Raw genomic sequence first — 22,747 nt, 5'->3', positions numbered from 1 at the left:
CTTGCGGTCCATCTCCCAGCCGTTCCTGCGGCGGCCTGTGTTCACCATCGTCTGCAGCTTGCTTGTGCTGCTGGCGGGCTCTGTGGCACTGATGGGCCTCGGCCTTGAAGACTTACCCCAGCTGGCACCCACGCGTGTGAGCGTGAGCGCCTCCTTCCCCGCTGCCAGTCCGGAGGTGGTGGAGCAAAGCGTCACGGCCGTTCTTGAAAAACAGCTCAATGGGCTGGAAGGACTCGAAAGCATGACGTCCAGCAGCCGTCAGGGCGGCGCCAGCCTCAGCCTGCGCTTCGAATCAGGCGATCCCGAACTCAATGCGATCAAGGTTCAGAACGAGGTGAACCTGGCCAGCCGTCGGCTGCCCCAGGCCGTCACTCGCCAAGGCCTGAACGTGAACCGTTCCACCGATGACCTGCTGCTGATCCTGGGGTTCAGCGCACCGCCTGGCCTGTACGAACCGATCTTCATCGGCGGCTGGCTGGATCAAAACCTGCGAGAAGCGCTCAGGGCAACACCTGGCGTCGGCGACATCCGCGTGTTCGGCAGCAGCGAACTGGCCTTCCGACTCTGGCTTGATCCCAATCGTCTGGAACAGTTCAACCTCTCCACCAACGACATCACCGCAGCGCTGGCCGAGCAAAACGTTCTTGCTGCAGTGGGAAGCCTGGGAGAAGCCCCAGCACCAACTGGACAACTGTTCAGCCTTCCCATCGATGCGGAGGGACGTCTTCGCAGTCGGGCTGATTTCGAGACCATGGTGGTCAAACGCACTGAGACGGGTGGTCTGATTCGCCTGAAGGATGTTGGACGGGTCCAACTCGGCCAGCGCAGTTACGGCAGCAGCACCCTGAACCTCGAGGGGAACAGCTCTGTCGCAGTGGGCATTTTCCAGCGAGATGGTGCCAACGCCCTTGAAGTCAGTGGCGCTGTCATGGACGCGCTCAAGCGCCTGGAGAGCAGTTTTCCTCCAAGCCTGAGCATGCAGGTGATCGTGGATGTCGCCGAAACCGTGCAGGCCAACCTGGATCGCACCACCGGCACTCTCCGTGATGCGGTGGTACTGGTGCTTGTGGTGCTGGTGCTGTTCCTTGGGCGCTGGCGATTGGCGCTGATCCCTGGCATCGCTGTGCCTGTCGCCCTGATCGGCAGCCTCGTGGTGGTGCGGCTGAGCGGATCGAATCTCAACAGCTTGATTCTGTTCGGACTGGTTCTCGCCACCGGAATCGTGGTCGACGACGCCATCGTGGTGAGCGAGGACATCGCAGGGCGCATCGAAGAAGGAGCCGAGCCGCAGGGTGCCGCTGAGGACGCCATGGCCGAGCTCGCTGGGGCTGTGGTGGCGACCTCCCTCGTGCTGGCTGCTGTATTCCTCCCTGTGCTCCTGATCCCAGGATCCATCGGCCGCCTCTACCAACCGATTGCTCTGGCTATCAGCGGAGCCATCCTGTTCTCAACCTTCAACGCCCTCACCTTCACCCCCATGGCCTGTGCCCGGGTGCTTAGTTCAGGGAGTGGCCGCTTACCCGGGCCTGTGAAGCGCATCAGCCAGAGGCTGCGCCATGGAATGCGTCGTCTGCAGATCTGGTATGGCCAAGCCCTGGCGCTCTGGCTCCCTCGCGGTCGCATCGTTCTGGGCCTAATCCTCACGGGTCTGATGCTCACGGGCATCGGACTGGCCACGATTCCCACCTCCTTCATCCCCAATGAAGATCAGGGCCAAGTGCGGGGGTATTTCACCCTGCCGGAAGGCGCCAGCCTCGAGCGCACCGAAGCGGTCATGGAACGGATTCGTCAGGTGATCGCAGAAGAACCACTGATCCGCAGCGGCAATTTTTATGCCGGCCGCTCGTTCGGCCAAAGCGGAGAAGACCGGGGAGCGTTCTACCTGCGCCTGGCCCCTCTCAAGGAACGACCAGGACGCGAGAACAGCAGCGAGGCTGTAAAAAAACGCCTGAACAAGGCCCTGAAGCAACAAATAACGGATGCGAGGGTGATTGTCACCACACCCCCCACGGTGCGGGGATTCAGCAGCGAATCAGGGCTGCAGTTGGAACTGCTAGACCGCAGTGGTGGCCAGCTGAGTCTTCAAGAGTTCGAAGCCCAGGCCCAGCAGTTCATTCGATCAGCACAGGAGTCCGGCCTCTTCCAGCGGGTGAGCACTCGGTTTGATGCCAGTTCACCGCGATGGCGTCTCGAGATCGACAGAAGCCAGATGGCAGCGCTCGACTTGCCGGTAGGACCGACCCTTCGCGACATCGGAACGGCCATCGGCGGCCGCTACATCGATGACACGTTTGAAGGCGGACAGATCCGCAGTATCTACGTTCAGCTGGAGGGATCCGATCGCAGCACTCCAGGCGACCTGACAAGTCTGATGGTGCGCAATCGCAGCGGTGAGTTGGTGTCGGTCGCCAACGTTGTGACGTTGAAACGGGATTCCGGCGCCAACAGCATTACCCACTACAACCAAAACCGCTCAATCAGCATCACCGCCGTGCCGACCGACGCTGTAAGCAGCGGACAGGCCATCGATTCCCTCCAAGCCCTGAGCGACCGCACCGGCGGAACCAATCTGGCTCTCACCTTCACAGGACTGGCCAAAGAAGAGACCCGGGCTGAATCCGTGACCTGGGTGCTGTTTGCCCTAGGCCTCACGGTTGTGTACCTGCTGTTAGCAGGGCTTTACGAAAGTTTCCTCGACCCACTGATCATCCTGCTCACCGTGCCCATGGCCTTGCTTGGGGCCTTGATCGGATTGAAGCTGCGGGGTCTCACGCTGGATGTCTATGCCCAGATGGGTCTGCTTGTTTTAGTGAGCCTGGCAGCAAAGAATGGAATTCTGATTGTGGAATTCGCCAATCAACGCCTTGAGCAAGGCATTCCCCTGCTGGAGGCGATTGAGGAAGCCGCCATCAATCGGATGCGACCGATCTTGCTCACTGCAGTCACGTCGCTCGCGGGCTTCCTGCCCCTGCTTCTGGCCAGCGGAAGTGGATCAGCCAGCCGGATCAGCATCGGAACGGTGGTCTTCAGTGGATTGCTGGTGTCCACACTGCTGTCCCTGTTCGTGATCCCGGCGATCTACCTACAGCTCAAGCGCTGGCGCGGCGTGGGCCCATCCATGCCGGAACTGGATGGTTAACAGGGTTCAAACTGGTCATTCAGTGCGGGGCCACCCGACGGAGGAACAGCACAAGTCCCCCTGTTGTTGACAACGGCCACGTCCATCACGACAGCGGGTGCTGGATTCCTGCTCACGGGGGCTCTCGCACCCGACGGAGAGCGGGTCGAGCGAAAAGCTTCTGACGTCTGAACGCGTTCTTCCACCTCTAATTGCGCCAGGTCGATGCGCTGACTTGGCAGGATCTTCATCGTGAGGTTGTAACCAGTCGCTGCGGCAGAAAGAAGCAACACGAGTTCGAGGCGGGGGGGCAGCGTTGGCATGGTCTTGGCCCAAGGGAAGAGCGGGGATGCCTTAGTTCAGCGCCCAAGAGCCGCAGAAAGGTGACTGAGCCTCAACGAAAACATGACGCGGTGCATACCGATGCCCGAACCACTGCTCCGTAAGGTGGGTCTCTTTTTAAGACTTGGGTGACGAGCGCATGGTGAGCAGTGCAACGGAACGATGCGCCTCATCGGAGCAGGCACAGTTCTTTTCCTACGGAGAAGCGGCCAATCCGATTCGCAACGGCCTGACCGAGCTCGTGCCCTATCGAAGCTTCTCGCCTGCCTTCTTCCAGGAACCTGGTAGCGAAGTCCTGCCGCTGGATCTGAGTGAATCACTGGGCTGCGCAGGCCCAGCCACTGGCCCCTCTCTCTGCGCCAACTTCATTCGTCTCGATCAAGGGGAGTTGCGAACATCCGCAGTGGCCACCAGCCAACTGTTCTTCGTGGCCAAAGGCCAGGGTGAAACGACTGCCTGCGGTCAACGCTTCGCCTGGACCAAAGGCGACATGCTCGTGTTGCCGGCCGGCGGCGACGCCATTCACACCAGCGCGGACAAAGCTGCCATCTACTGGGTTCACGATGCACCCCTGCTGAGGCATCTGGGAGTGGAACCCAGCCAAGCTCGCTTCGAACCCACCTTCTACAGCCATCAGGACAGTGAGCAGAGACTCGCGGAGATCGCAAAGAGCGCCAGTGGTGCAAAGGCCAACCGCGTGAGTGTGCTCCTCGGCAACAGCGCGTTTCCCCAGTCACGCACAGTGAGCCAAACCCTTTGGGCCATGCTCGGCATTCTTCCGGCGAACCAAGAGCAGATGCCCCACCGCCATCAGTCCATCGCCTTGGACTTCGCAGTGGCCTGTGAACCGGGCTGCTACACGCTGATTGGAACGGAGCTAAATGACCAGGGGCGCATCATCAACCCGCACCGGGAAGACTGGGCCCCGGGTGCAGCGTTCGTCACCCCGCCGGGCTACTGGCATTCCCATCACAACGAATCCGGTGCAGACGCTTACGTGCTGCCGATTCAGGACGCTGGCCTGCACACCTATTTGCGTACGCTCGACATCCGTTTCAGCGGCTGATCGCCATCAAAAAACCCCGCCCGGAGAACCGGACGGGGAAGGAAACGAGGAACGACTGCTGACTTCAAAGGCAGCTCAGTTGGATCAACCGAACTTGCCAGAGGTCGAAGCGATCAGGAAAGCGGCGTACGTGAGGATGTAGCCGATCGTGAAGTGGGCGAGACCCACAACACGCGCCTGAACGATGGACAGGGCCACTGGCTTGTCGCGCCAGCCAACCAGGTTGGCCAGAGGCGTGCGCTGGTGAGCCCAAACGATGGTCTCGATCAGCTCTTGCCAGTAACCGCGCCAGGAGATCAGGAACATGAAACCGGTGGCCCACACCAGGTGACCGAACAGGAACATCCAGGCCCAGACGGCGAGGTTGTTGCTGCCAAACGGGTTGTAACCGTTGATCAGCTGAGAGGAATTGAGCCAGAGGTAATCGCGGAACCAGCCCATCAAATAAGTGCTGGATTCGTTGAACTGAGCCACGTTGCCCTGCCAGATGGCGAGATGCTTCCAATGCCAGTAGAAGGTGACCCAACCCACGGTGTTCAAGGCCCAGAAGACAGCCAGATAGAAGGCGTCCCAAGCCGAGATGTCGCAGGTACCGCCACGGCCTGGGCCGTCGCAAGGGAAGGAATAGCCGAAGTCCTTCTTGTCAGGCATCAGCTTGGAACCACGGGCATCCAGTGCACCCTTGACCAGGATCAGGGTGGTGGTGTGCAGTCCCAGAGCGATGGCGTGGTGAACAAGGAAGTCACCAGGGCCAATGGGCAGGAATAGATCATTGCTGCCGCGGACACCGTTGATGGCATCCATCCAGCCGCCCATGTAGGCAGCATTGGCATTGGCGGCCACACCGCCGCTATTGGCGAGCAGAACGTCGAAGCCGTAGATCGCCTTACCGGACGCAGCCTGAACGAACTGAGCGAAGACGGGCTCCACCAGGATCTGTTTCTCAGGGGTTCCGAAGGCCACGACCACGTCGTTGTGAACGTAGAGGCCGAGGGTGTGGAAACCGAGGAAGAGGGAGACCCAGCTCAGGTGGCTGATGATGGCTTCTTTGTGCTCGAGCATCCGAGCCAGGACGTTGTCCTTATTGGCTTCGGGGTCGTAGTCACGGATGAAGAAGATCGCACCGTGAGCAAAGGCACCGCACATCAGGAAGATGGCGATGTACTGGTGGTGGGTGTAGAGCGCAGCCTGGGTTGTGTAGTCCTTCGCGATGAAGGCATACGACGGCATCGCATACATGTGCTGGGCCACCAAGGAGGTGACAACGCCCAGGGATGCGAGGGCCAGACCAAGCTGGAAGTGCAGGCTGTTGTTGATGGTGTCGTAGAGACCCTTGTGGCCTGCACCCAGATCGCCAGGGGTGCCCTGGGGAGGGTTATGGGCTTCGAGGATCTCGCGGATGGAGTGACCGATTCCGAAATTCGTCCGGTACATGTGGCCGGCGATCACGAAGATCACGCCGATGGCCAGATGGTGATGGGCGATGTCGGTGAGCCACAGAGCCTCGGTTTGAGGGTGGAAGCCTCCCAGGAAGGTGAGGATCGCAGTGCCGGATCCTTCAGCGGTACCGAACACCTGGCCCATGGTGTCGGGATTCTGGGCATACACACCCCAGTTTCCGGTGAAGAAGGGTCCCAGACCGGCGGGGTGGGGCATCACGTTGAGGAAGTTGTCCCAACCAACGTGTTGACCACGGGACTCAGGAATCGCCACGTGAACCAGGTGACCGGTCCAGGCGATGGAGCTGAAGCCGAAGAGAACTGCCAGGTGGTGGTTCAGGCGGGATTCCGCGTTTTTGAACCAAGCCAGTGAGGGGCGGAACTTGGGCTGGAGGTGAAGCCAACCGGCGAACAGGGCCCAAGCCGACAGGATCATCATGAAGATGGAACCCTGATACAGCTCGGCATTGGTGGTCATGCCGATTGTGTAGAACCAGTGATACAGGCCCGAATAGGCGATGTTCACCGGGGAGGAGGCACCCGCTTGGGTGAAGGCGTCAATGGCGCCCTGCCCGAAGTGGGGATCCCAGATTGCGTGAGCGATGGGGCGCACGTGCAGAGGGTCGGCGACCCACTGCTCGAAGTTGCCCTGCCAGGCGATGTGGAACAGGTTGCCCGAAACCCACAGGCCGATGATCGCGAGATGGCCGAAATGGGTGGAGAAGAGCTTTTGGTAAAGCTTCTCCTCCGTCATTCCGTCATGGCTCTCGAAGTCGTGAGCCGTGGCGATCCCGTACCAGATGCGGCGGGTTGTCGGGTCCTGTGCCAGACCCTGGCTGAACGAAGGAAATTTCGTTGCCATTAGAGGGAAAGGTCAGGAGAGGTCAGCCGACCACAAGGATGTGGGCGTGGAAGAAGGCCCATGTGGTCGCAATGCCGCCCAAGAGGTAATGGGCGACACCCACGGCACGGCCTTGGGTGATGGACAGCGCACGGGGCTGGATGGCCGGGGCCACCTTCAGCTTGTTGTGAGCCCAGACGATGGACTCGATCAGCTCCTGCCAGTAGCCGCGGCCGCTGAACAGGAACATCAGGCTGAAGGCCCAGACGAAGTGAGCACCAAGGAACATCAGGCCATAAGCACTGGTGTTGGAGCCGTAGCTGTTGATCACCTGAGCGGCCTGAGCCCACAGGAAATCACGCAGCCAGCCGTTGATGGTGATGGCGCTGTTGGCGAAATTGCCGTTGGTGATGTGCTGAACGGAACCGTCAGCATTCACCGTTCCCCACACATCGCTCTGCATCTTCCAGGAGAAGTGGAAGATCACGATGGACAGGGAGTTGTACATCCAGAACAGACCCAGGAACACGTGGTCCCATGCGGACACCTGACAGGTGCCGCCACGGCCGGGGCCGTCGCAAGGGAAACGGAAGCCAAGGTTGGCCTTGTCGGGGATGAGGCGGGAGTTCCGGGCGTAGAGCACACCCTTCAGCAGGATCAACACCGTCACGTGGATCGTGAAGGCGTGGATGTGGTGCACCATGAAGTCTGCGGTGCCCAGGGGGATCGGCGCAGCTGCGACCTTGCCACCCACGGCAACGACGGAACCGTTGAACACCTCGCTCACACCCGCAAGAGCGTTGGGAGCGGTGCTGCCAGCAGCAGCGGCATGCAGACCCTGAATCCACTGAGCGAACACAGGCTTCAGCTGAATCGCTGAGTCACTGAACATGTCCTGGGGACGTCCCAGGGCACGCATGGTGTCGTTGTGGATGTAGAGGCCGAAGCTGTGGAAGCCAAGCCAGATGCACACCCAGTTGAGGTGACTGATCAGGGCGTCACGAGCCTTCAGCACCCGGTCCAGCACATTGTCGACGTGCTTGGCAGGGTCGTAATCGCGGATCATCGCGATGGCAGCGTGCGCTGCGGCACCAACGATCAGGAAGCCACCAATCCACATGTGATGGGTGAACAAGCCGATCTGCGTCGGATAGTCGATTGACATGTACGCGTATGGAGGCATCGCGTACATGTGCTGAGCCACGATGATGCTCAGGGAGCCGAGCATGGCGAGGTTCACAGCCAGCTGGGCATGCCAGCTCGTGGTCATGAACTCGAACAGGCCGTCATGGCCCTTCGTGGCAGGGAAGAGAAGGGGATCGCCCTTCTGACCTTCGAGGATCTCCTTGATGGAGTGACCGATGCCCCAGTTCGTGCGGTACATGTGACCAGCCACGATGAAGAGCACCGCAATGGCCAGATGGTGATGAGCGATGTCGCTCATCCACATGCTGCCTGTCACAGGGTTCAGACCACCCTTGAAGGTGAGGAAATCGCTGTAGGCAGCCCAGTTACCCGAGAAGAAAGCACCGATGCCGGCACCGAATCCTGGATAGAGCTGCGCCAGCAGATCCTGATTGAAGAATTCATGCGGCAGGGGGATGTCCGCCACAGAAGCGATGGTCTTGCCGTTGAGCACCAGCGGCTGGCCGGCGTCAATGGCGTCCATCAACTTGGTGGTGGGCAGGGACACATGAAGAAGGTGACCTGTCCAGGACAGTGACCCGAGGCCGAGCAGTCCAGCGAGGTGGTGGTTGAGCATCGACTCAACGTTCTGGAACCACTCCAGCTTTGGAGCTGCTTTGTGATAGTGGAAAACGCCTGCATTCAGCATCAGGCCGGCCATCACCAGGGCGCCGATGGCCAGAGACATCAGCTGTGTTTCGTTGGTGATGCCCCAGGCACGCCACACATGGAAGAGGCCTGAGGTGATCTGGATGCCCTGGAAACCGGCACCCATATCGCCATTGAGGATCTCCTGGCCGAACACCGGCCACACCACCTGAGCGCTGGGCTTCACGTGCGTGGGGTCAGCAAGCCAACCGGAGAAGTTGGAGAAGCGGGCTCCGTGGAAGAAGGCACCGCTCAGCCAAATAAAGATCACGGCCAGATGGCCGAAGTGAGCACTGAAGATCTTTCGAGAGACCTCCTCTAGGTCACTCGTGTGGCTGTCGAAATCGTGAGCATTGGCGTGGAGGTTCCAAACCCAGGTGGTGGTTTTGGGACCTTTCGCGAGAGCACGGTCGAAGTGTCCGGGCTTGCCGAACAGCTCAAAGGTTGCAGGATTGTCAACCTTTTCGACCTGAGTCTTCGCGGTGCTCCCACGCTCTGGTGGGCTGATGGTCATCGAGTCGTTCCTCGAGGGACGGGATCGAGGTGGTGGGCCACCCCTCCGGTGAACGAGGTTCACCGGGGCCCCGGACGCAGCTCCGCAGAGCGTCACCGCGACCGGGCGCCAATGGCGCCAGGAGCGCAAACTCCTGACCACCACTGGAGCGCTGGGCCCCAAAGAGGGGACCGCTGGCGGAAGCATAGGGGCGCAGATGCACAGAAGACCCCATGGAGTTACAAAGGTTCAATCCGGCCGCGCCCCTGTCTGGGCCTGACATCTTCGTGCAGCTCGCTATCAACAAAAAAATCAAAATCACACAAGAAACTATTCATACAAAAGCAAATGCAGGCCACTAAGTAATACAAACAGCCCCAAATCTCCTTGACACCGGCATGGGCATTCAGAATGAACTGAACTCGAATTGGTCCCCATGACGGCTTCGGGCCGCTTTCCACTCCGCCTCCACTGGATCACTGCCCTTCTGTGCGTTGTGTTGCTGGTCACGAACGCAGAGCCGGCCTCAGCCTGGGGATGGGGACGGATGGGGTCCATGGACACTGGGTCCGCGACGGATCCCATGAATCCCACTCCTCCAGCCGGGCGCCTGCAGGAGGTGGCTCCTCCGGGCGCGGTTCAACAGCTGCAGGCAGCCCTTTCTGGCCATCACCCTCAGTTGAAGCTGATCAGCCCTGCCGATGGCACGGTGCTCCAGTCGGGCCAACAAACCCTGGTGCTACAAGCGAGCGACTGGCCCATAGCAGAAGATCCCGAACTCGGCCTGGGAGCCCATGTCGCCCTCCAGATCGATGATCAGCCTCCGCTTCGATTCAGCGAGGCTGATAGCGGACGCCTGCGCATCCAACTTCCAGCGCTCACGCCGGGAAGCCATCGTTTCACCGCCTATGCAGCCATGCCCTGGGGGGAAGCGGTGAAAACACCTGGAGCCAGCCTGCAATGGCATTTTGACCAGCTTCAGGGTCTTGCAGGCACCCAGCCAGCTCCGGATTCCCCCTGGCTTGCCGTGGTCAGCCCGGCAGACCTTGGCAGCGGCGAGCCACTTCTTCTCGACTGGCTGATTTGGAACGCACCGCTGCAGAACCTGCGCGAAGGAGACGGCCGCTGGAGGCTGCGGATCTCCGTCAACGGAGACAGTTTCCTGGTGGACCGACAGGAGTCTCTCTGGATCAAGGGAAGCGGCAATGGTCCTGGACGCGTTCAGATGGAGTTGCTGGATGGCGTGGGTGAACCGATGAGCCCTGTCTTCAACAACCAACTTCGGGCGATTCCCCATCACCCGGGATCGCGCCCCGTCTGGATGCAATCCCGGCTCAGCGACGAGCAGATCGCCCGCTTACTGGGAGACATTGTCATGAAGGAAGAATCGCCCACCCCTGAGCAGGCAGCACAAGCGGTGCCCTCTGATGAGCCGGAGCCGGAACCCGCAACAGAACCGCAGGTTGCGCAGGAACCCGTCGCGCTCGAGCCCATGGTCGAGCCCATCAAGGAAGCGACTGTCCAGGAAGTCACCGCTGCAGACAATCCAAGCTCAGAGGAGGCAGCCCCCGAGAAAGCCCCCCTCGAGGACGTCCCCCCCATCGCCCAAAGCGCCCCTGAGCCACCGCCGCAACAGCAAACACCGCAGGCAGCACCATCCAGCAGCCTGGGAGGATCAGCAAGGGAGCTGTTGAACGCTGATGGCACCCAGCGCTGACCATCCGAGGCTGCAGTTCTGAACGACACGTCTTCCCCATCACGCTCTGGTGCTGCATCCCTGGCCATCGGACTCTCACGGAGCGCATGGCCGCTGCTTCAGCGCCTGTCACACCAGGGCCTTAGCGAACGCATCGCGCTGTCCCCCGGTGCCGCAGAGTCCCTCGATCCCTGCCCAGATTCAGTTCTGGTGGCGACAGCCAGTGACCTCTTGCAGACGCACTGGATCAAGGGCGATCGCCTGATTGTGGTCGGTGCTCTGGGAGCCGTCACCCGACTGATTGCCCCTCTTCTCAACGACAAGGAGAGCGATCCGGCCGTTCTGGTGCTCGATGCCCAGGGTCTGCAGGTGGTCCCTCTGTTGGGAGGCCATCGAGCCGGAGGGGAACAACTGGCCAGGGAGCTCGCAGCAGCGCTTGGAGGCACCGCTGTGATCACCGGTGATGCCGCCACTCAGGGGCGGCTTGCGCTGGACTCCTTCGGAGAGATCTGGGGGTTTCGGCGCAGTGGCGATGCCGATGCCTGGCGCCGGTTGATGATCCACCAGGCCAAGGGAAGCCCGATTGCGGTGAGGCAGCAAAGCGGGACTGAACACTGGCGGGCTTGTGCCTCAGCCAGCGCCCTGACGTTCACGTCAGGACCTGATGGCACATCCGAACTAGCGATTGGTCCTGGAATTGAAGCCGCACCCTGTCGCTGGCATCCGGCCACCTTGTGGCTGGGCCTCGGCTGCGAACGCAACACGAGCGATCGACTGATCGAACGAGCCGTTCATCAAGCACTGGAGAACGCAGGGCTGGCCGCCGAGGCTGTTGCTGGCTTCGGCAGCATTGACGCCAAGGGCGATGAGCCCGCTTTGCTCGCCCTAGCAAAGGAACGTGACTGGAGATTTCGGCTGTTCAGCGCCTCAGCCCTCGCGGCAGTGCCGGTGCCCACGCCTTCAGCCGTGGTTGAAGCGGAGATGGGCACAGCATCCGTTGCGGAAGCCGCGGCTGTGCTGGCAGCTGGTGAGGATGCCCAGCTCTTGCAGACCAAACGCATCCTTCATGCCGGGCCTGAGGAACAGGGCGCTGTCACCGTGGCGATCGCCGAAGCAGTTCTCCCCTTTGCACCGCAAAGGGGAGAACTGCATCTCATCGGCAGCGGCCCGGGGGATCTCAGCCTGCTCACCCCCGATGCCCGCCGCGCGTTGAGCCGCTGCGGGGTCTGGGTGGGCTACGGGCTGTACCTGGATCTCCTCGAACCGCTTCGCCGCCAGGATCAGGTCCGTCTGGACGGTCAACTCACTCGCGAACGGGACCGCTGCCAGCAGGCCCTGTCCCTTGCTCAACAGGGGGCCAAAGTGGCGCTGGTGTCGTCTGGCGACAGCGGCATCTACGGCATGGCCGGGCTGGCCCTCGAGCTTTGGATGGCGCTGGCTGAAAGCTCACGTCCGTTGTTCGAGGTGCATCCCGGCCTCTCGGCCCTTCAACTGGCGGCGGCCCGGGCCGGAGCGCCGCTGATGCATGACTTCTGCACCATCAGCCTCAGCGATCGCCTCACGCCCTGGCCTGTGATTGAACAACGGCTTCACGCCGCGGCCGCCGGCGACTTCGTGGTGGCTCTCTATAACCCCCGATCGAAAGGCCGCGACTGGCAGCTGCAACGGGCCCAAGAGATTCTTCTCGGCCATCGTCCCGATCACACCCCGGTGGTGATGGCCCGTCAGCTGGGCCGTACAGATGAACAGGTGACCCTGCATGATCTCAACGCTCTGCCTGTCAACCAGGTGGACATGCTCACAGTGCTGGTAATCGGCAACAGCAGCAGCACCATGGAAGGCGGTCGCATGGTGACGCCGAGGGGATACCCGGGAGCCGAACTCAGCTAATGGAATGGCGTGCAGTCGGGATGACAGGATTCGAACCTGCGGCCCCTTCGTCCCGAACGAAGTGCGCTACCAAGCTGCGCTACATCCCGATGAATCGACTGTAGAAGATGACCTCTGCCTTGAAACCCGAGTGGTTGCGCGTGAAAGCGCCGCAGCGGGAGCGCATCGGTGCCGTTGCCGATCTTCTGCTCGACCTGAAGCTGAACACGGTCTGCCAGGAGGCCAGTTGCCCCAACATCGGTGAGTGCTTCGCCGGCGGTACGGCCACCTTTTTGATTATGGGCCCGGGCTGCACCCGCGCCTGCCCTTACTGCGACATCGACTTCGACAAGAGCGTCCGTGCGCTCGATCCAACCGAACCAGAGAGGCTCGGGGAAGCGGTGGCGCGTTTGGGTCTGAAGCATGTAGTGATCACCTCGGTGAACCGCGACGACCTGCCGGATGGGGGAGCCTCCCAGTTCGTGGCCTGCATCGAACAGGTGAAGCAACGCTCACCGCTCACCACGATCGAGCTGCTGATTCCCGACTTCTGCGGCAACTGGGATGCCCTGGCCACGGTGATGGCCGCCGCTCCCCACGTGCTCAACCACAACATTGAAACGGTGCCGCGGATGTACCGCCTGGCCCGACCTCAGGGCATTTATGAACGCTCACTTGAGCTCCTGCAACGGGTTCGGGACAACTGGGCGGGGGCCTACAGCAAGTCGGGCCTGATGGTGGGCCTCGGTGAAACCGACGATGAAGTGATCGGGGTGCTGCGCGACCTGCGCACCCACCGGGTGGACATCGTCACCATCGGCCAGTACCTCTCCCCAGGCCCCAAGCACTTGGCTGTGGATCGTTTCGTGACCCCTGAGCAGTTCGACACCTACCGTCGCATCGGCGAAGAGGAGCTGGGCTTTCTGCAGGTGGTGAGCACCCCCCTCACCCGCAGCAGCTATCACGCCGGCGAGGTGCAGAGGCTCATGGCCACTCACCCCCGCTGAGCGTCTGGACTAACAAGCCCCTGCCCCAACCAGGCGGCTTCTTCACGGGCCGCCGGGTAGAGCCGCCGCAGCTGCTCCAGACTGTCCGGATCACCCCGATCGAGCAGACGGCGGTAGCGGCGCAGCGATGACTGCGGGAAGAGGAGAACCCCGGACAACAGCGCCAAGCCGCTTCCCATCAGGTAGTCGATCCAGCGATTCGGGATGTACCAGGCCACGAGCGGCCCATAGCCAGCAAACGCCACACCGCTGGAAATCAGGGCCGTGCGCAGGTAGGGGCCGAGATTCAGGGCAACCAGCAGGGCCGCCGTGCCACCCATGGCCAACCCCACTCCCACGCTGTTGAGACCGATGGTGTTGAACACCAGCAGGGGCATCAACACCCCCAGGCTCACCCCCACCATCCGGTCACGAACCCGGGCCATGGTGGCGCCAATGCTGTCATTCAGCAGCAGTACCACACCGAAATAGAGGTATTTAGGAGTCTGCGTTCCCAGGCCGACGCCGATCGCCAGGGCGAACGCCGCCAGCACGACTTTGCGGCAGAAGCTCCAGCTTGCGAAGGCCAAGCGATACCGCTCCGGCAGAGGCCAATCCTTCCCCCCCGGCCCAGTGGGCGGTGCCGGGGCGCCATAACCCGATGGCGTCAACAACCACTGCACGGCGGTGCCAATGGCCAACCCGATGGCGATGGCCTCCAGCTGATGTCCCCAGTCAGCCCAGGTGGCCGACGAATCCAGCAGGGGCAACACCCCGGCGACGGCCACCACGTTGGTGAGCAACGCCAGCTTGGCCGGCAGTGCCACCGCCATGAGCTGCATCACCACACCGACAATGCCGAACCACCACACCTGGGGGGCATCAGGAAACATCATGCGCACACTGAGCCCTACGGCCATCGCGACACCAGCGATCAGCAGCAGAACCGGGTAGATCAGCGCAGGCCAACGGCAGAAATCAGGACGCACCACCAACACGCCCACCACCACGCCGAAGGCGGCTTGGCTGTCGCCCAGACCAAGCGTGAGGCAGATCAGCCGCGTGATGCTCGCAGCCAGGCCGATCACCAGAGCTGCCCGCAAGCCGAGCCACTGGGCTTCAGTCGTCATGGGGCCTGGGGAGGTCACCCTTGAGCGCTTGAACCCAGCCCACCAGCAGCACGATCAGCAGAAGCGCGAACCAAAACCAGAGCCTTGGTGCCGTGCTGAACACCGTGATCAAGAGCAACACGAGGGCGATCCACGGGACCGGCTGACGCAGGGCATTCAACCAACTGGATGGGGGCCGGGGGTGACGCGACATGGGGAGGCGGAGAGATCGAAGGTTCAGCGATTGATACCGGAAAGCCATCGCAGGAACGGCATCGAATAGCTCAGCAGCGAACGCCGTTCAACGGCCGCCTTCGCCTCTGCGGGCTGACCATCCTCGAAACGCAGGTCAGGCCCTCGACCACTGCTCCAACGCAATCCTGAGGGAGTCTGGGCTGACTCCAGCGTCACCCTCACAAGCATCAGAGGCGCTGTCGCTTTCCCAGGCAAGATCGCTAACGGGTCCCCTCCTTCTCCATAGGCTTGCTGCCTGGCCCGCGCCACCAGGGAAGCCGCCAGATCCGCCTCGCCAATGACACTGGCCAGAGCAGTGCCATCAAGCGATGTGGGAGAGATTCCCTGAATCCTGCCCTTCACCCCGCCGTAACGCTGAGCCGTGCCGCCGTATTGATTACGGCTTTGCAAAATTGGTTCGATTTCGATCGGTGCACCAACCTTTAGCCGTGTGGCGTCGGCCTCTGTGAACAGGGCCATCGCCTGTCGAGAAGAGGAGCTAGGTCGGTCTAGGGCCAGCGTGCCTAAGCGCTCACCAGGCAGGACAGGTTGCCCTTTCTCCACCGCCCAACTCACCACCCGGCCATTCTCGGGAGCGCGCAGCTCCAGTGCCTTGTTCTGGGCCTCCAGCTCCGACCGTGCGGCCCGCAGCTGAGACTGCTGGGCCTGAACACGACCCCGATTCGCCTGCAGCTGAGCGATTTTCGCCTCCAGTGAACGGATCGCTGCCTTGTTGCCGAGGTAGAGATCCTGGGCTGAAACCCAGAGGGGGCTGTAGGTGGGGATCACCTGATCCTGTCGCAAGCTTTCCAGCGCCGTGAGTTGCTTTTTCACAGGCTGATTACTCATCTGCAGAGTGTTGATTTGTTGGCGCACGGCCGCCACCTCTTCGCTGTTAGCGCGCAGTTGCTCCACCAATCCTTGCTGCTGTTCCGCGTTGGCCTCAAGCTGACGATCGAGAGCCTGAGATTGCCCTACGGGAACAGGGCCACCGCGGGCAGCTTGATCGATGCGATCGAGCCTTGCGAGCAATTGATTTCGAACAACATGAGCGCCAACAGGGGCCGTTAGATCGAGGACCTGACCTGGAGAGCGGCTATAGAGGCCTCGTCGATCACCTGGGGCCAGCAACACGGCTGCACCAAACACCTTCACATCAATTGCGGGGAGCACAGCCCATACCGCAGTTGCGCCGGTGACGAGGGCCATCGGCCAGCACCGTTGCAGAAGAGTGCCCATCTGCAATTGAAAATCGCGCTTAGGGTAGCCCCGTTTTCGGATGGCTCAGCTCCATTCCTGACATGTCAACCGGCATGCTCCGTCGCCAGCTCCTGATCTCCTTGCTAGTGGCGACCTCGACCTGCCTGCCTGCCAGGGGCGAAGCCGAACCGCTTGCCCTCAGCCTGGATCAGGCCCTCGAGCAAGGCATGGACGCCTCCCTCGCACTCCAGCTAACCGAAGCCCAGAAGTTAGGCACAGCAGCAGAAGTCGGTCTCGGGCGAAGCCTTTTTCTACCGAAACTGGATGTGGTGGGGCTCGGCAGTTGGGCCCAGGTCGGCAGCTCGATCGGCTTCATTTCCAATCTCCCCACCATCGGCGATCTCAATCTGGATCTTGGCGGTGATAGTTATGCCCTAATCCAGAACACCTTCGGCAACCTCAGCCTCGCGCTCACCTATCCCCTCCTCGACTTCGAGCGAGGTCCACTGCTCACGGCTGCCAAGGCCATGGATCAGGCAGCAGCCGCGCAGATTCAAGAACAACGGCGGCAGAGTCGCTTCGCAATTACGACCGCCTACCTAAACCTGCAGCTCAGCGACGCGCTGATCCCCGTGTGGCAGCGCTCAATCGCGCTCTCCAGCGCGCTGCTCAAGGATGCGGAAGCGTTACGCAACGGCGGGCTAGGCGCTCGCATCGATGTGTTCCGCGCTCGTGCCCTGCTCGCCACCGACCAGCGCGGACTCAGCGCCGCCCGCTCGGCCCAGGCGATCGCCGCCAGCGCCCTGGCCCGATTGCTCAACCTTCCGGCCGATCAGAGGGTGAAAGCCAGCGATCCCCTCTTGGCCGAGTCGCCATGGCCTCTAGGGCTGCAGGCCTCGATTGCATCGGCAACCCAAAATCGTCCTGCCCTGGACGTGATCCTTAAGGCTCAAGCCGCAGCTGAAGCCAAAGTGCAAGCAGCCCGAGGCACCATGCTTCCCCGGGTGGGGCTCCTGCTCAGCGGCGGCATCAACGGCGACAGCCTCAATGTGCCGGTCGTCAACGGCGGCAATCGCATCGGCAACCTGCCTGTTGGAGGAGGGGTGAACTTGCCGACTGTGAACAGCAGCGGCAGTGCCAGCGGCAGCTTCTACGACTACGGCGTGCTGCTCACCCTGCGCCAACCTCTTTTTGACGGTGGTCTTTCAAGCCAGAGTGCGGCCCTAGCGCGCAGCAAGGTGTCCCAGCAACGCTTGCTGCTGGAGGAGCGGAAACAGGTGATCATCCAGTCGGTGGAAACCTTCTGGCACACCCACCGCAGCGCCAAGGCCGCCATGGCTGCCAGCAGAGAAGCTGTGGTGGCCAACGAAGAGGCCGTGCGGGATGCCCAGCTGCGCTATCGCGCTGGGATTGCTCCAGTCACAGAAGTGCTGCTGGCCCAACGCGATCTGCAAGCAGCCCGGAGCGCTGAAGCAACGGCGATCCAGCAGTGGAATCTCAGTCGGGCCGGCCTGGAGCTGGAGACAGGGTCGCCATCAACGGCACGCCCATCACAGGCATCCACTGCTGCAGGGTCCAGTCCACGAGACCACGCACAATCATCGGATCGCCCTGCAACAACGCAAGCGCCTGCGCGTAGCTTTCAGCCTCGACCAGTAGCAGGCCCCCTCCTCCCGGCAGGCCCTCCTGATCAACCAGAAACCCCGTAGTGATGACTGTCCCAGCTTCCAGCTGCTGCTCAACCCAGTCCCGGTGGGCCTCCAGGTGAGACCGACGCTGCTCGAGCGGGAGCGCGGCCGTTGCCGCCGTGAAGGTTTCGTGTTTGACAAACCAGGGCATGGGAAACGGCCTGTTCAGGCCGCTACTGCCTGCTGGTCCACCAGACCCATCACTGCCCGCTCACTCGGGGGGATCAGAACCTTGAAGCGCCCCTTGGCCGCGGCCCAGTCGGCCAACAGCGCCGAAGCCTTGCTGCTGCCGGTGGCGACCACGTGAGCTTCCAGCAGCTCTTTGAGCGTGGCCTCCTGTTGCGAGGTGGTGAGGCTGCAGACCGCAACGATCTCAGGGTTGACCCTGGAGGTGACGCGATCGCTCTCATCCAGCAGGAAGGTGACGCCACCGGTCATGCCGGCACCAACGTTGCGGCCGGTGCTGCCCAGCACCACCACCACACCACCGGTCATGTACTCACAGCAGTGGTCACCGGCTCCCTCCACCACGGTGCGGGCCCCGCTGTTGCGCACCCCGAAGCGCTCACCGGCGCGGCCGAGGGCAAACAGCTCACCACCCGTGGCCCCATAGAGGCAGGTGTTGCCGAGGATCACCTGATCGCCGGGATTGGCGCAGCCATCGGATGGCACCAGGCTGATGCGACCGCTGTTCATGCCCTTGCCCACGTAGTCGTTGGCTTCCCCTTCCAGGCGCACGTTCATGCCCTGCACCAGGAAGGCGCCGAAGCTCTGGCCGGCCGCGCCCTGGAAGGTGAGGTTGAGCTGGCCGTTGAAGCCGCGGTTGCCGTGGCGTTGAGCGATCTCACCGGCCAGACGGGCCCCGACACTGCGGTCGGTATTGATGATCGCAATCGTGCGATTGAGAGAGCCGTGGCTCTCCACCGCCGCCACTAGTTCGGCATCGGCGAGCAGTTGATCCTCAAGAATCGGGCCATTGCTGTGGGCCTCAGCGCTGTGGCGCAGCCAGGAGCGGTCTTCTGAGCCCTGGATCGGTGCCAACAGACTGGAGAGATCCACACCCTGGGTTTTGGCCAGCTGCACCGCACGGGGTTGAAGCAGATCGCTGCGGCCGATCAGGTCTTCGAGCTTGGCCACGCCGAGGAGGCTCAGCAGCTGACGCACTTCCTCCGCCACGTACCAGAAGAAATTCACCACGTGCTCGGGCACACCGGTGAAGCGCTTGCGCAGGGCCTCCTTCTGGGTAGCCACGCCCACCGGGCAATTGTTGGTGTGGCAAACGCGGGCCATGATGCAGCCCTCGGCGATCATCGCCACCGAGCCGAAGCCGTACTCCTCAGCGCCAAGCAGGGCTGCGATCACCACATCCCAGCCGGTCTTGAGGCCGCCATCGGCCCGCAGCAGCACCCGATCCCGCAGGCCGTTCTCGAGAAGGCTGCGGTGCACCTCGGTGAGACCCAGCTCCCAGGGGCTGCCGGCATGCTTAATCGAACTCAGCGGCGAGGCTCCGGTGCCCCCGTCGTGACCGGAGATCTGAATCACATCGGCGTTGGCCTTGGCCACGCCGGCGGCAATCGTGCCAATGCCGATCTCGGCCACCAGCTTCACGCTCACCGGCGCCTTGGGATGCACCTGGTGCAGATCGTGGATCAACTGCGCGAGATCCTCGATGGAATAGATGTCGTGATGCGGCGGCGGTGAGATCAGGGCCACACCGGGTTTGCTATTGCGCAGCCAGGCGATGTACTGATCCACCTTCGGGCCAGGCAGTTGTCCACCTTCCCCGGGCTTGGCCCCCTGAGCCACCTTGATTTCCAGTTGCTTGCCGCTGCGCAGGTATTCGGCCGTCACGCCGAACCGCCCGGAAGCGATCTGCTTGATCGCCGAACAGGCGGTGTCGCCGTTCTGAAGGCCGCCGATGCTGGGGAAGGCCTGCGAGCGGCCCTCGGCATCCACATCGTGAAGAACCTGGAAACGGGCCGGGTCCTCACCACCCTCGCCGCTGTTGCTCTTGCCGCCAATGCGGTTCATCGCCACTGCAAGCACCTCATGGGCTTCCCGCGACAACGCGCCGAGGCTCATGCCACCGGTGCAAAACCGCTTGCAAAGGCTCTCTGCGCTCTCCACCTGATCCAGGGACAGCGGCGCTGGAGCCAGCTTGAACTCCAGCAGATCCCGAAGCGCCGTGACCGGCCGGTTCTCCAGCAGGGTTTTGTAAGTCGAGAAATGGTCGTAGCCAGGCCCGGTCTTCACCGCTGCATGCAAGGCCTTGGCCATGTCGGGACTATTGAGGTGGTACTCGCCGCCGGTGCGGTACTGCACAAAGCCCATGAACTCGAGCTTGCTGCGGTTGAGCTCCGGGAAGGCCTTGGCATGGAGTGACAGGGTTTCGTTGGCCAGCTCCGCCAGGGTCATGCCCGCCACACGGCTGGTGGTGCCGCTGAACGCGGTGTCGATCACATCGGCACCGAGACCGATCGCTTCAAAAATCTGAGCGCCGTGATAACTAGCCAGGAGCGAAATACCGATCTTGGAGAGGATCTTGCGCAGGCCGTTTTCCAGGGAAACGCGCACGTTGGCCTGCACCTTGTCGGCATCGAGGGCGGGCAGCTTGCCCTGCTCAATCCGCTTCTGGGTTTTGGGGTGGGCGAGCCAATGGCGGGTGGTCTCCCAGGTGAGCCACGGGCAGACCGCACTGGCGCCGTAGCCAATCAGGCAGGCCATGTGGTGGGTGCTCCAGCACTGGGCGGTGTCGATCACCAAGGAGCAGCGCAAACGCAGCTTCTGCCGCAGCAGGTGGTGATGCACCGCCCCCACGGCCAGGAGGGCCGGCATCGCCACGCTGGTGGCGGTGAGCTGGGCAGCGGCACCGGAGCCATCAACACGATCGGAGAGCACCAGCACCTGGGCACCGCCGCGCACAGCCTTCTCAGCCGCTTGACACAGCCCTTGCAGGGCCGAAGACAGACCACCGGCGCAAGCCTCAACGGCCACCTGGGTGGACAGGGTGGCAACGGGAAGTCCCTGCTCGCTGATCGCTGCAAGCTCAGCTTCATTGAGAACCGGCGTGTCCAGGTGGATCACGGCGGCCGACTCGGCCTGGGGCTTCAGCGCCGGCCGACGCTCACCCAGATGCATTTCCAGGCTCATCACCAGCTTTTCCCGCAGGGGATCAATCGGCGGGTTGGTGACCTGGGCGAAGCGCTGTTTGAAGTAGTCGTAAAGAAGGTGGGGTTTGTCTGACAACACCGCAAGGGGGATGTCGTCGCCCATGCAGTAGGTGGGCTCCTTTCCCAGCCCGGCCATGTCTTCGATCACGAGATCGAAGTCTTCGGCCGTGAAGCCCATGGCGGTCTGCAGCCTCAGCAGATCCAGCTCACCGATCTGACGATCCTGGGTCCAGGGCTGGGCCACCACGCTGCGGCGGTGCTGCTGCAGCCAGTCGCTGTAGGGGAAGCGTCCAGCAGCGTCTTCCTTCACGGTCCAATTGTCGAGCAGCCGGCCGTTCTCCAGATCCACAGCCACCATCTGGCCGGGGCCGAGACGTCCCTTCTGAACCACGGTTTTGCCACTGAGGTCCACCACACCGGTCTCCGATCCCATGACCACGAAACCATCGGCAGTGGTGCACCAACGGGCGGGTCGTAGGCCGTTCCGATCCAGGGTGGCGCCCACCCGTTTGCCGTCGGCGAACACCAGCAGGGCCGGACCATCCCAGGGCTCCTGAATTCCGGCATTGAATTCGTACATCGCCGTCACCTGAGGGCGATCCTCCAGATCTGGCTGGTTGCGGAAGGCCTCAGGCACCAGGGTGATCAAGCTGTCCGTGATCGAACGGCCGCTGCGCACCATCAGTTCCAGGGTGGCGTCGAGGTTGGCCGAATCACTGAAGGCCGGATTCACCACGGGATTCAGATCATTCGCGGCTTCACCCCAAACATCCGTGAGGCTGGCTTCGGAGGCCTTGGCCCAGTTGAGGTTGCCCAGCAGCGTGTTGATTTCACCGTTGTGGCCCAGCAGCCGCATCGGTTGAGCCAGGGGCCAGCGGGGCAGGGTGTTGGTGCTGAAGCGGCGGTGGTACACCGCAAAGCTCACTTCAAAGCGCGGATCGCGCAGATCGGCGTAGTACTGGGCCAGCACCTCGGAGCGCACCATGCCCTTGTACACAACGGTGCGGCTGCTCAGGGAGGCCACATAAAGATCCTGGGATCCCTCAAAGCCCCAAACCTTGCGGGCGCGGGCACCGATCCGGCGACGCAGTCGCAGCAACAAGGCCTCGAAGACATCGCCATCGGGACCGCCGGCGAGACTCCACTGCTCGATCACGGGGGCGGTGTCCCGCGCCATGGGGCCCAACACGGATGGATCCACCGGAACAACCCGCCAGCCGGCGGACATGAGGCCGAGGGCCTCGGCTTCCTCATTGCAGAACTGGCGGGCCTGCTCCCGCCTCTCGGGATCCTGGGGCATGAACATCATTCCGAGCCCACGGGCCGACGTCGCCTCGGGCCAAACCGCCTTCAGATAGCTCCAGGGGATTTGGCAGAGCACGCCAGCCCCATCACCGGAATCACCGTCTCCCCCACAGCCGCCGCGATGCTCCATGCAACCAAGACCGCGCAGGGCTTGCTGCAGCACCCAGTGGCTGGTCTCACCAGATAGTTGCGCCAGAAAACCAACGCCGCAGGCATCTTTCTCACCGGCAACCGCCTCAGGCGCAGCACTGTCGCTGTAGGGCCAGAGGGATCCGGTGGGATGAGACATGACCTTCATGGATTCGGACAATCACCGCACGTGGAATCAGCGATCCATAGCGGGATAATCTCGGATCCT

At 62.3% G+C, this 22,747-nt stretch carries 14 protein-coding genes, 1 tRNA gene and 1 pseudogene; 6 read left to right on the top strand and 10 right to left on the bottom strand.

Annotation, left to right across the window (positions count from 1 at the left end; translation table 11 throughout):
- The first annotated feature begins 1 nt into the window (after window position 1).
- Window positions 2–3,139, top strand: coding sequence for an efflux RND transporter permease subunit (locus SynPROS71_RS02340; RefSeq protein WP_186596397.1), 3,138 nt, complete (start codon window positions 2–4; stop codon window positions 3,137–3,139).
- Here the strand turns inward: SynPROS71_RS02340 and SynPROS71_RS02335 are convergent.
- The gene (locus SynPROS71_RS02335) at window positions 3,136–3,441 is read right to left on the bottom strand and encodes a hypothetical protein (RefSeq protein ID WP_186596396.1); all 306 of its coding nucleotides are present in this window, start codon (window positions 3,439–3,441) and stop codon (window positions 3,136–3,138) included. The two genes, SynPROS71_RS02340 and SynPROS71_RS02335, sit on opposite strands and share 4 nt — an antisense overlap.
- A gap of 158 nt (window positions 3,442–3,599) precedes the next feature.
- On the opposite strand from SynPROS71_RS02335, the gene SynPROS71_RS02330 reads away from it, so the two are divergent.
- Window positions 3,600–4,526 carry a cupin gene (locus SynPROS71_RS02330; RefSeq protein ID WP_186596395.1) on the top strand — a complete coding sequence of 309 codons (927 nt, stop codon included), beginning with the start codon at window positions 3,600–3,602 and terminating at the stop codon, window positions 4,524–4,526.
- A gap of 84 nt (window positions 4,527–4,610) precedes the next feature.
- Here SynPROS71_RS02330 and psaB read toward each other — a convergent pair whose 3' ends face one another.
- From psaB to SynPROS71_RS02315, 3 genes are read right to left on the bottom strand one after another with little or no spacing between them, the layout of a single operon-like run.
- Window positions 4,611–6,827 (bottom strand): photosystem I core protein PsaB, encoded by a 2,217-nt coding sequence (gene psaB / locus SynPROS71_RS02325; RefSeq protein ID WP_186596393.1) that lies wholly within the window; start codon window positions 6,825–6,827, stop codon window positions 4,611–4,613.
- A gap of 22 nt (window positions 6,828–6,849) precedes the next feature.
- Entirely contained in the window at window positions 6,850–9,153 is a 2,304-nt protein-coding gene (gene psaA, locus SynPROS71_RS02320; RefSeq protein WP_011932314.1) for a photosystem I core protein PsaA, read from the bottom strand.
- Complete coding sequence (locus SynPROS71_RS02315; RefSeq protein ID WP_186596391.1) at window positions 9,095–9,367, bottom strand: hypothetical protein; 273 nt, start codon at window positions 9,365–9,367, stop codon at window positions 9,095–9,097. Before SynPROS71_RS02315 ends, psaA begins: the two co-directional genes overlap by 59 nt.
- 201 nt (window positions 9,368–9,568) lie before the next feature.
- Between SynPROS71_RS02315 and SynPROS71_RS02310 the strand changes: the two genes are divergently transcribed.
- Both SynPROS71_RS02310 and cobJ read left to right on the top strand, forming a co-directional pair.
- Window positions 9,569–10,849, top strand: coding sequence for a hypothetical protein (locus tag SynPROS71_RS02310; RefSeq protein WP_186596389.1), 1,281 nt, complete (start codon window positions 9,569–9,571; stop codon window positions 10,847–10,849).
- A gap of 189 nt (window positions 10,850–11,038) precedes the next feature.
- Window positions 11,039–12,718, top strand: a complete 1,680-nt coding sequence (gene cobJ, locus SynPROS71_RS02305) for a precorrin-3B C(17)-methyltransferase (RefSeq protein WP_255442298.1) — start codon at window positions 11,039–11,041, stop codon at window positions 12,716–12,718.
- A 15-nt stretch (window positions 12,719–12,733) separates the two neighbouring features.
- On the opposite strand, the gene SynPROS71_RS02300 is transcribed toward cobJ, so the two are convergent.
- Window positions 12,734–12,807, bottom strand: a tRNA-Pro gene (locus SynPROS71_RS02300).
- An 18-nt stretch (window positions 12,808–12,825) separates the two neighbouring features.
- Here SynPROS71_RS02300 and lipA point away from each other — a divergent pair.
- On the top strand, window positions 12,826–13,704 hold the full coding sequence (gene lipA / locus SynPROS71_RS02295; RefSeq protein WP_186596387.1) for a lipoyl synthase: 879 nt from the start codon (window positions 12,826–12,828) through the stop codon (window positions 13,702–13,704).
- Here the strand turns inward: lipA and SynPROS71_RS02290 are convergent.
- The 3 genes from SynPROS71_RS02290 to SynPROS71_RS02280 are packed head-to-tail and all read right to left on the bottom strand — an operon-like array spanning window position 13,692 to window position 16,235.
- Window positions 13,692–14,813, bottom strand: a complete 1,122-nt coding sequence (locus SynPROS71_RS02290; protein ID WP_186596385.1) for an FUSC family protein — start codon at window positions 14,811–14,813, stop codon at window positions 13,692–13,694. The two genes, lipA and SynPROS71_RS02290, sit on opposite strands and share 13 nt — an antisense overlap.
- A complete protein-coding gene (locus SynPROS71_RS02285; RefSeq protein WP_186596383.1) occupies window positions 14,803–15,006 on the bottom strand; it encodes a hypothetical protein in 204 nt (67 codons plus the stop codon). Before SynPROS71_RS02285 ends, SynPROS71_RS02290 begins: the two co-directional genes overlap by 11 nt.
- 23 nt (window positions 15,007–15,029) lie before the next feature.
- Complete coding sequence (locus SynPROS71_RS02280; RefSeq protein ID WP_186596382.1) at window positions 15,030–16,235, bottom strand: hypothetical protein; 1,206 nt, start codon at window positions 16,233–16,235, stop codon at window positions 15,030–15,032.
- A gap of 92 nt (window positions 16,236–16,327) precedes the next feature.
- Here SynPROS71_RS02280 and SynPROS71_RS02275 point away from each other — a divergent pair.
- Window positions 16,328–17,695: pseudogene (locus SynPROS71_RS02275) on the top strand (TolC family protein); the annotation flags it as partial.
- A gap of 28 nt (window positions 17,696–17,723) precedes the next feature.
- Here the strand turns inward: SynPROS71_RS02275 and SynPROS71_RS02270 are convergent.
- Together SynPROS71_RS02270 and gltB are read right to left on the bottom strand one after the other, a co-directional pair.
- Window positions 17,724–18,065: a YciI family protein gene (locus SynPROS71_RS02270; protein WP_186596380.1), complete on the bottom strand. Its 342-nt coding sequence runs from the start codon at window positions 18,063–18,065 to the stop codon at window positions 17,724–17,726.
- A 14-nt stretch (window positions 18,066–18,079) separates the two neighbouring features.
- On the bottom strand, window positions 18,080–22,678 hold the full coding sequence (gene gltB, locus SynPROS71_RS02265; protein ID WP_186596378.1) for a glutamate synthase large subunit: 4,599 nt from the start codon (window positions 22,676–22,678) through the stop codon (window positions 18,080–18,082).
- Window positions 22,679–22,747: the final 69 nt, after the last annotated feature.

Source organism: Synechococcus sp. PROS-7-1 (assembly GCF_014279795.1).
Lineage (GTDB): Bacteria > Cyanobacteriota > Cyanobacteriia > PCC-6307 > Cyanobiaceae > Synechococcus_C.
Note: the sequence above shows the minus strand (reverse complement) of the source record. Positions and strands in the feature narration are given on the sequence as shown.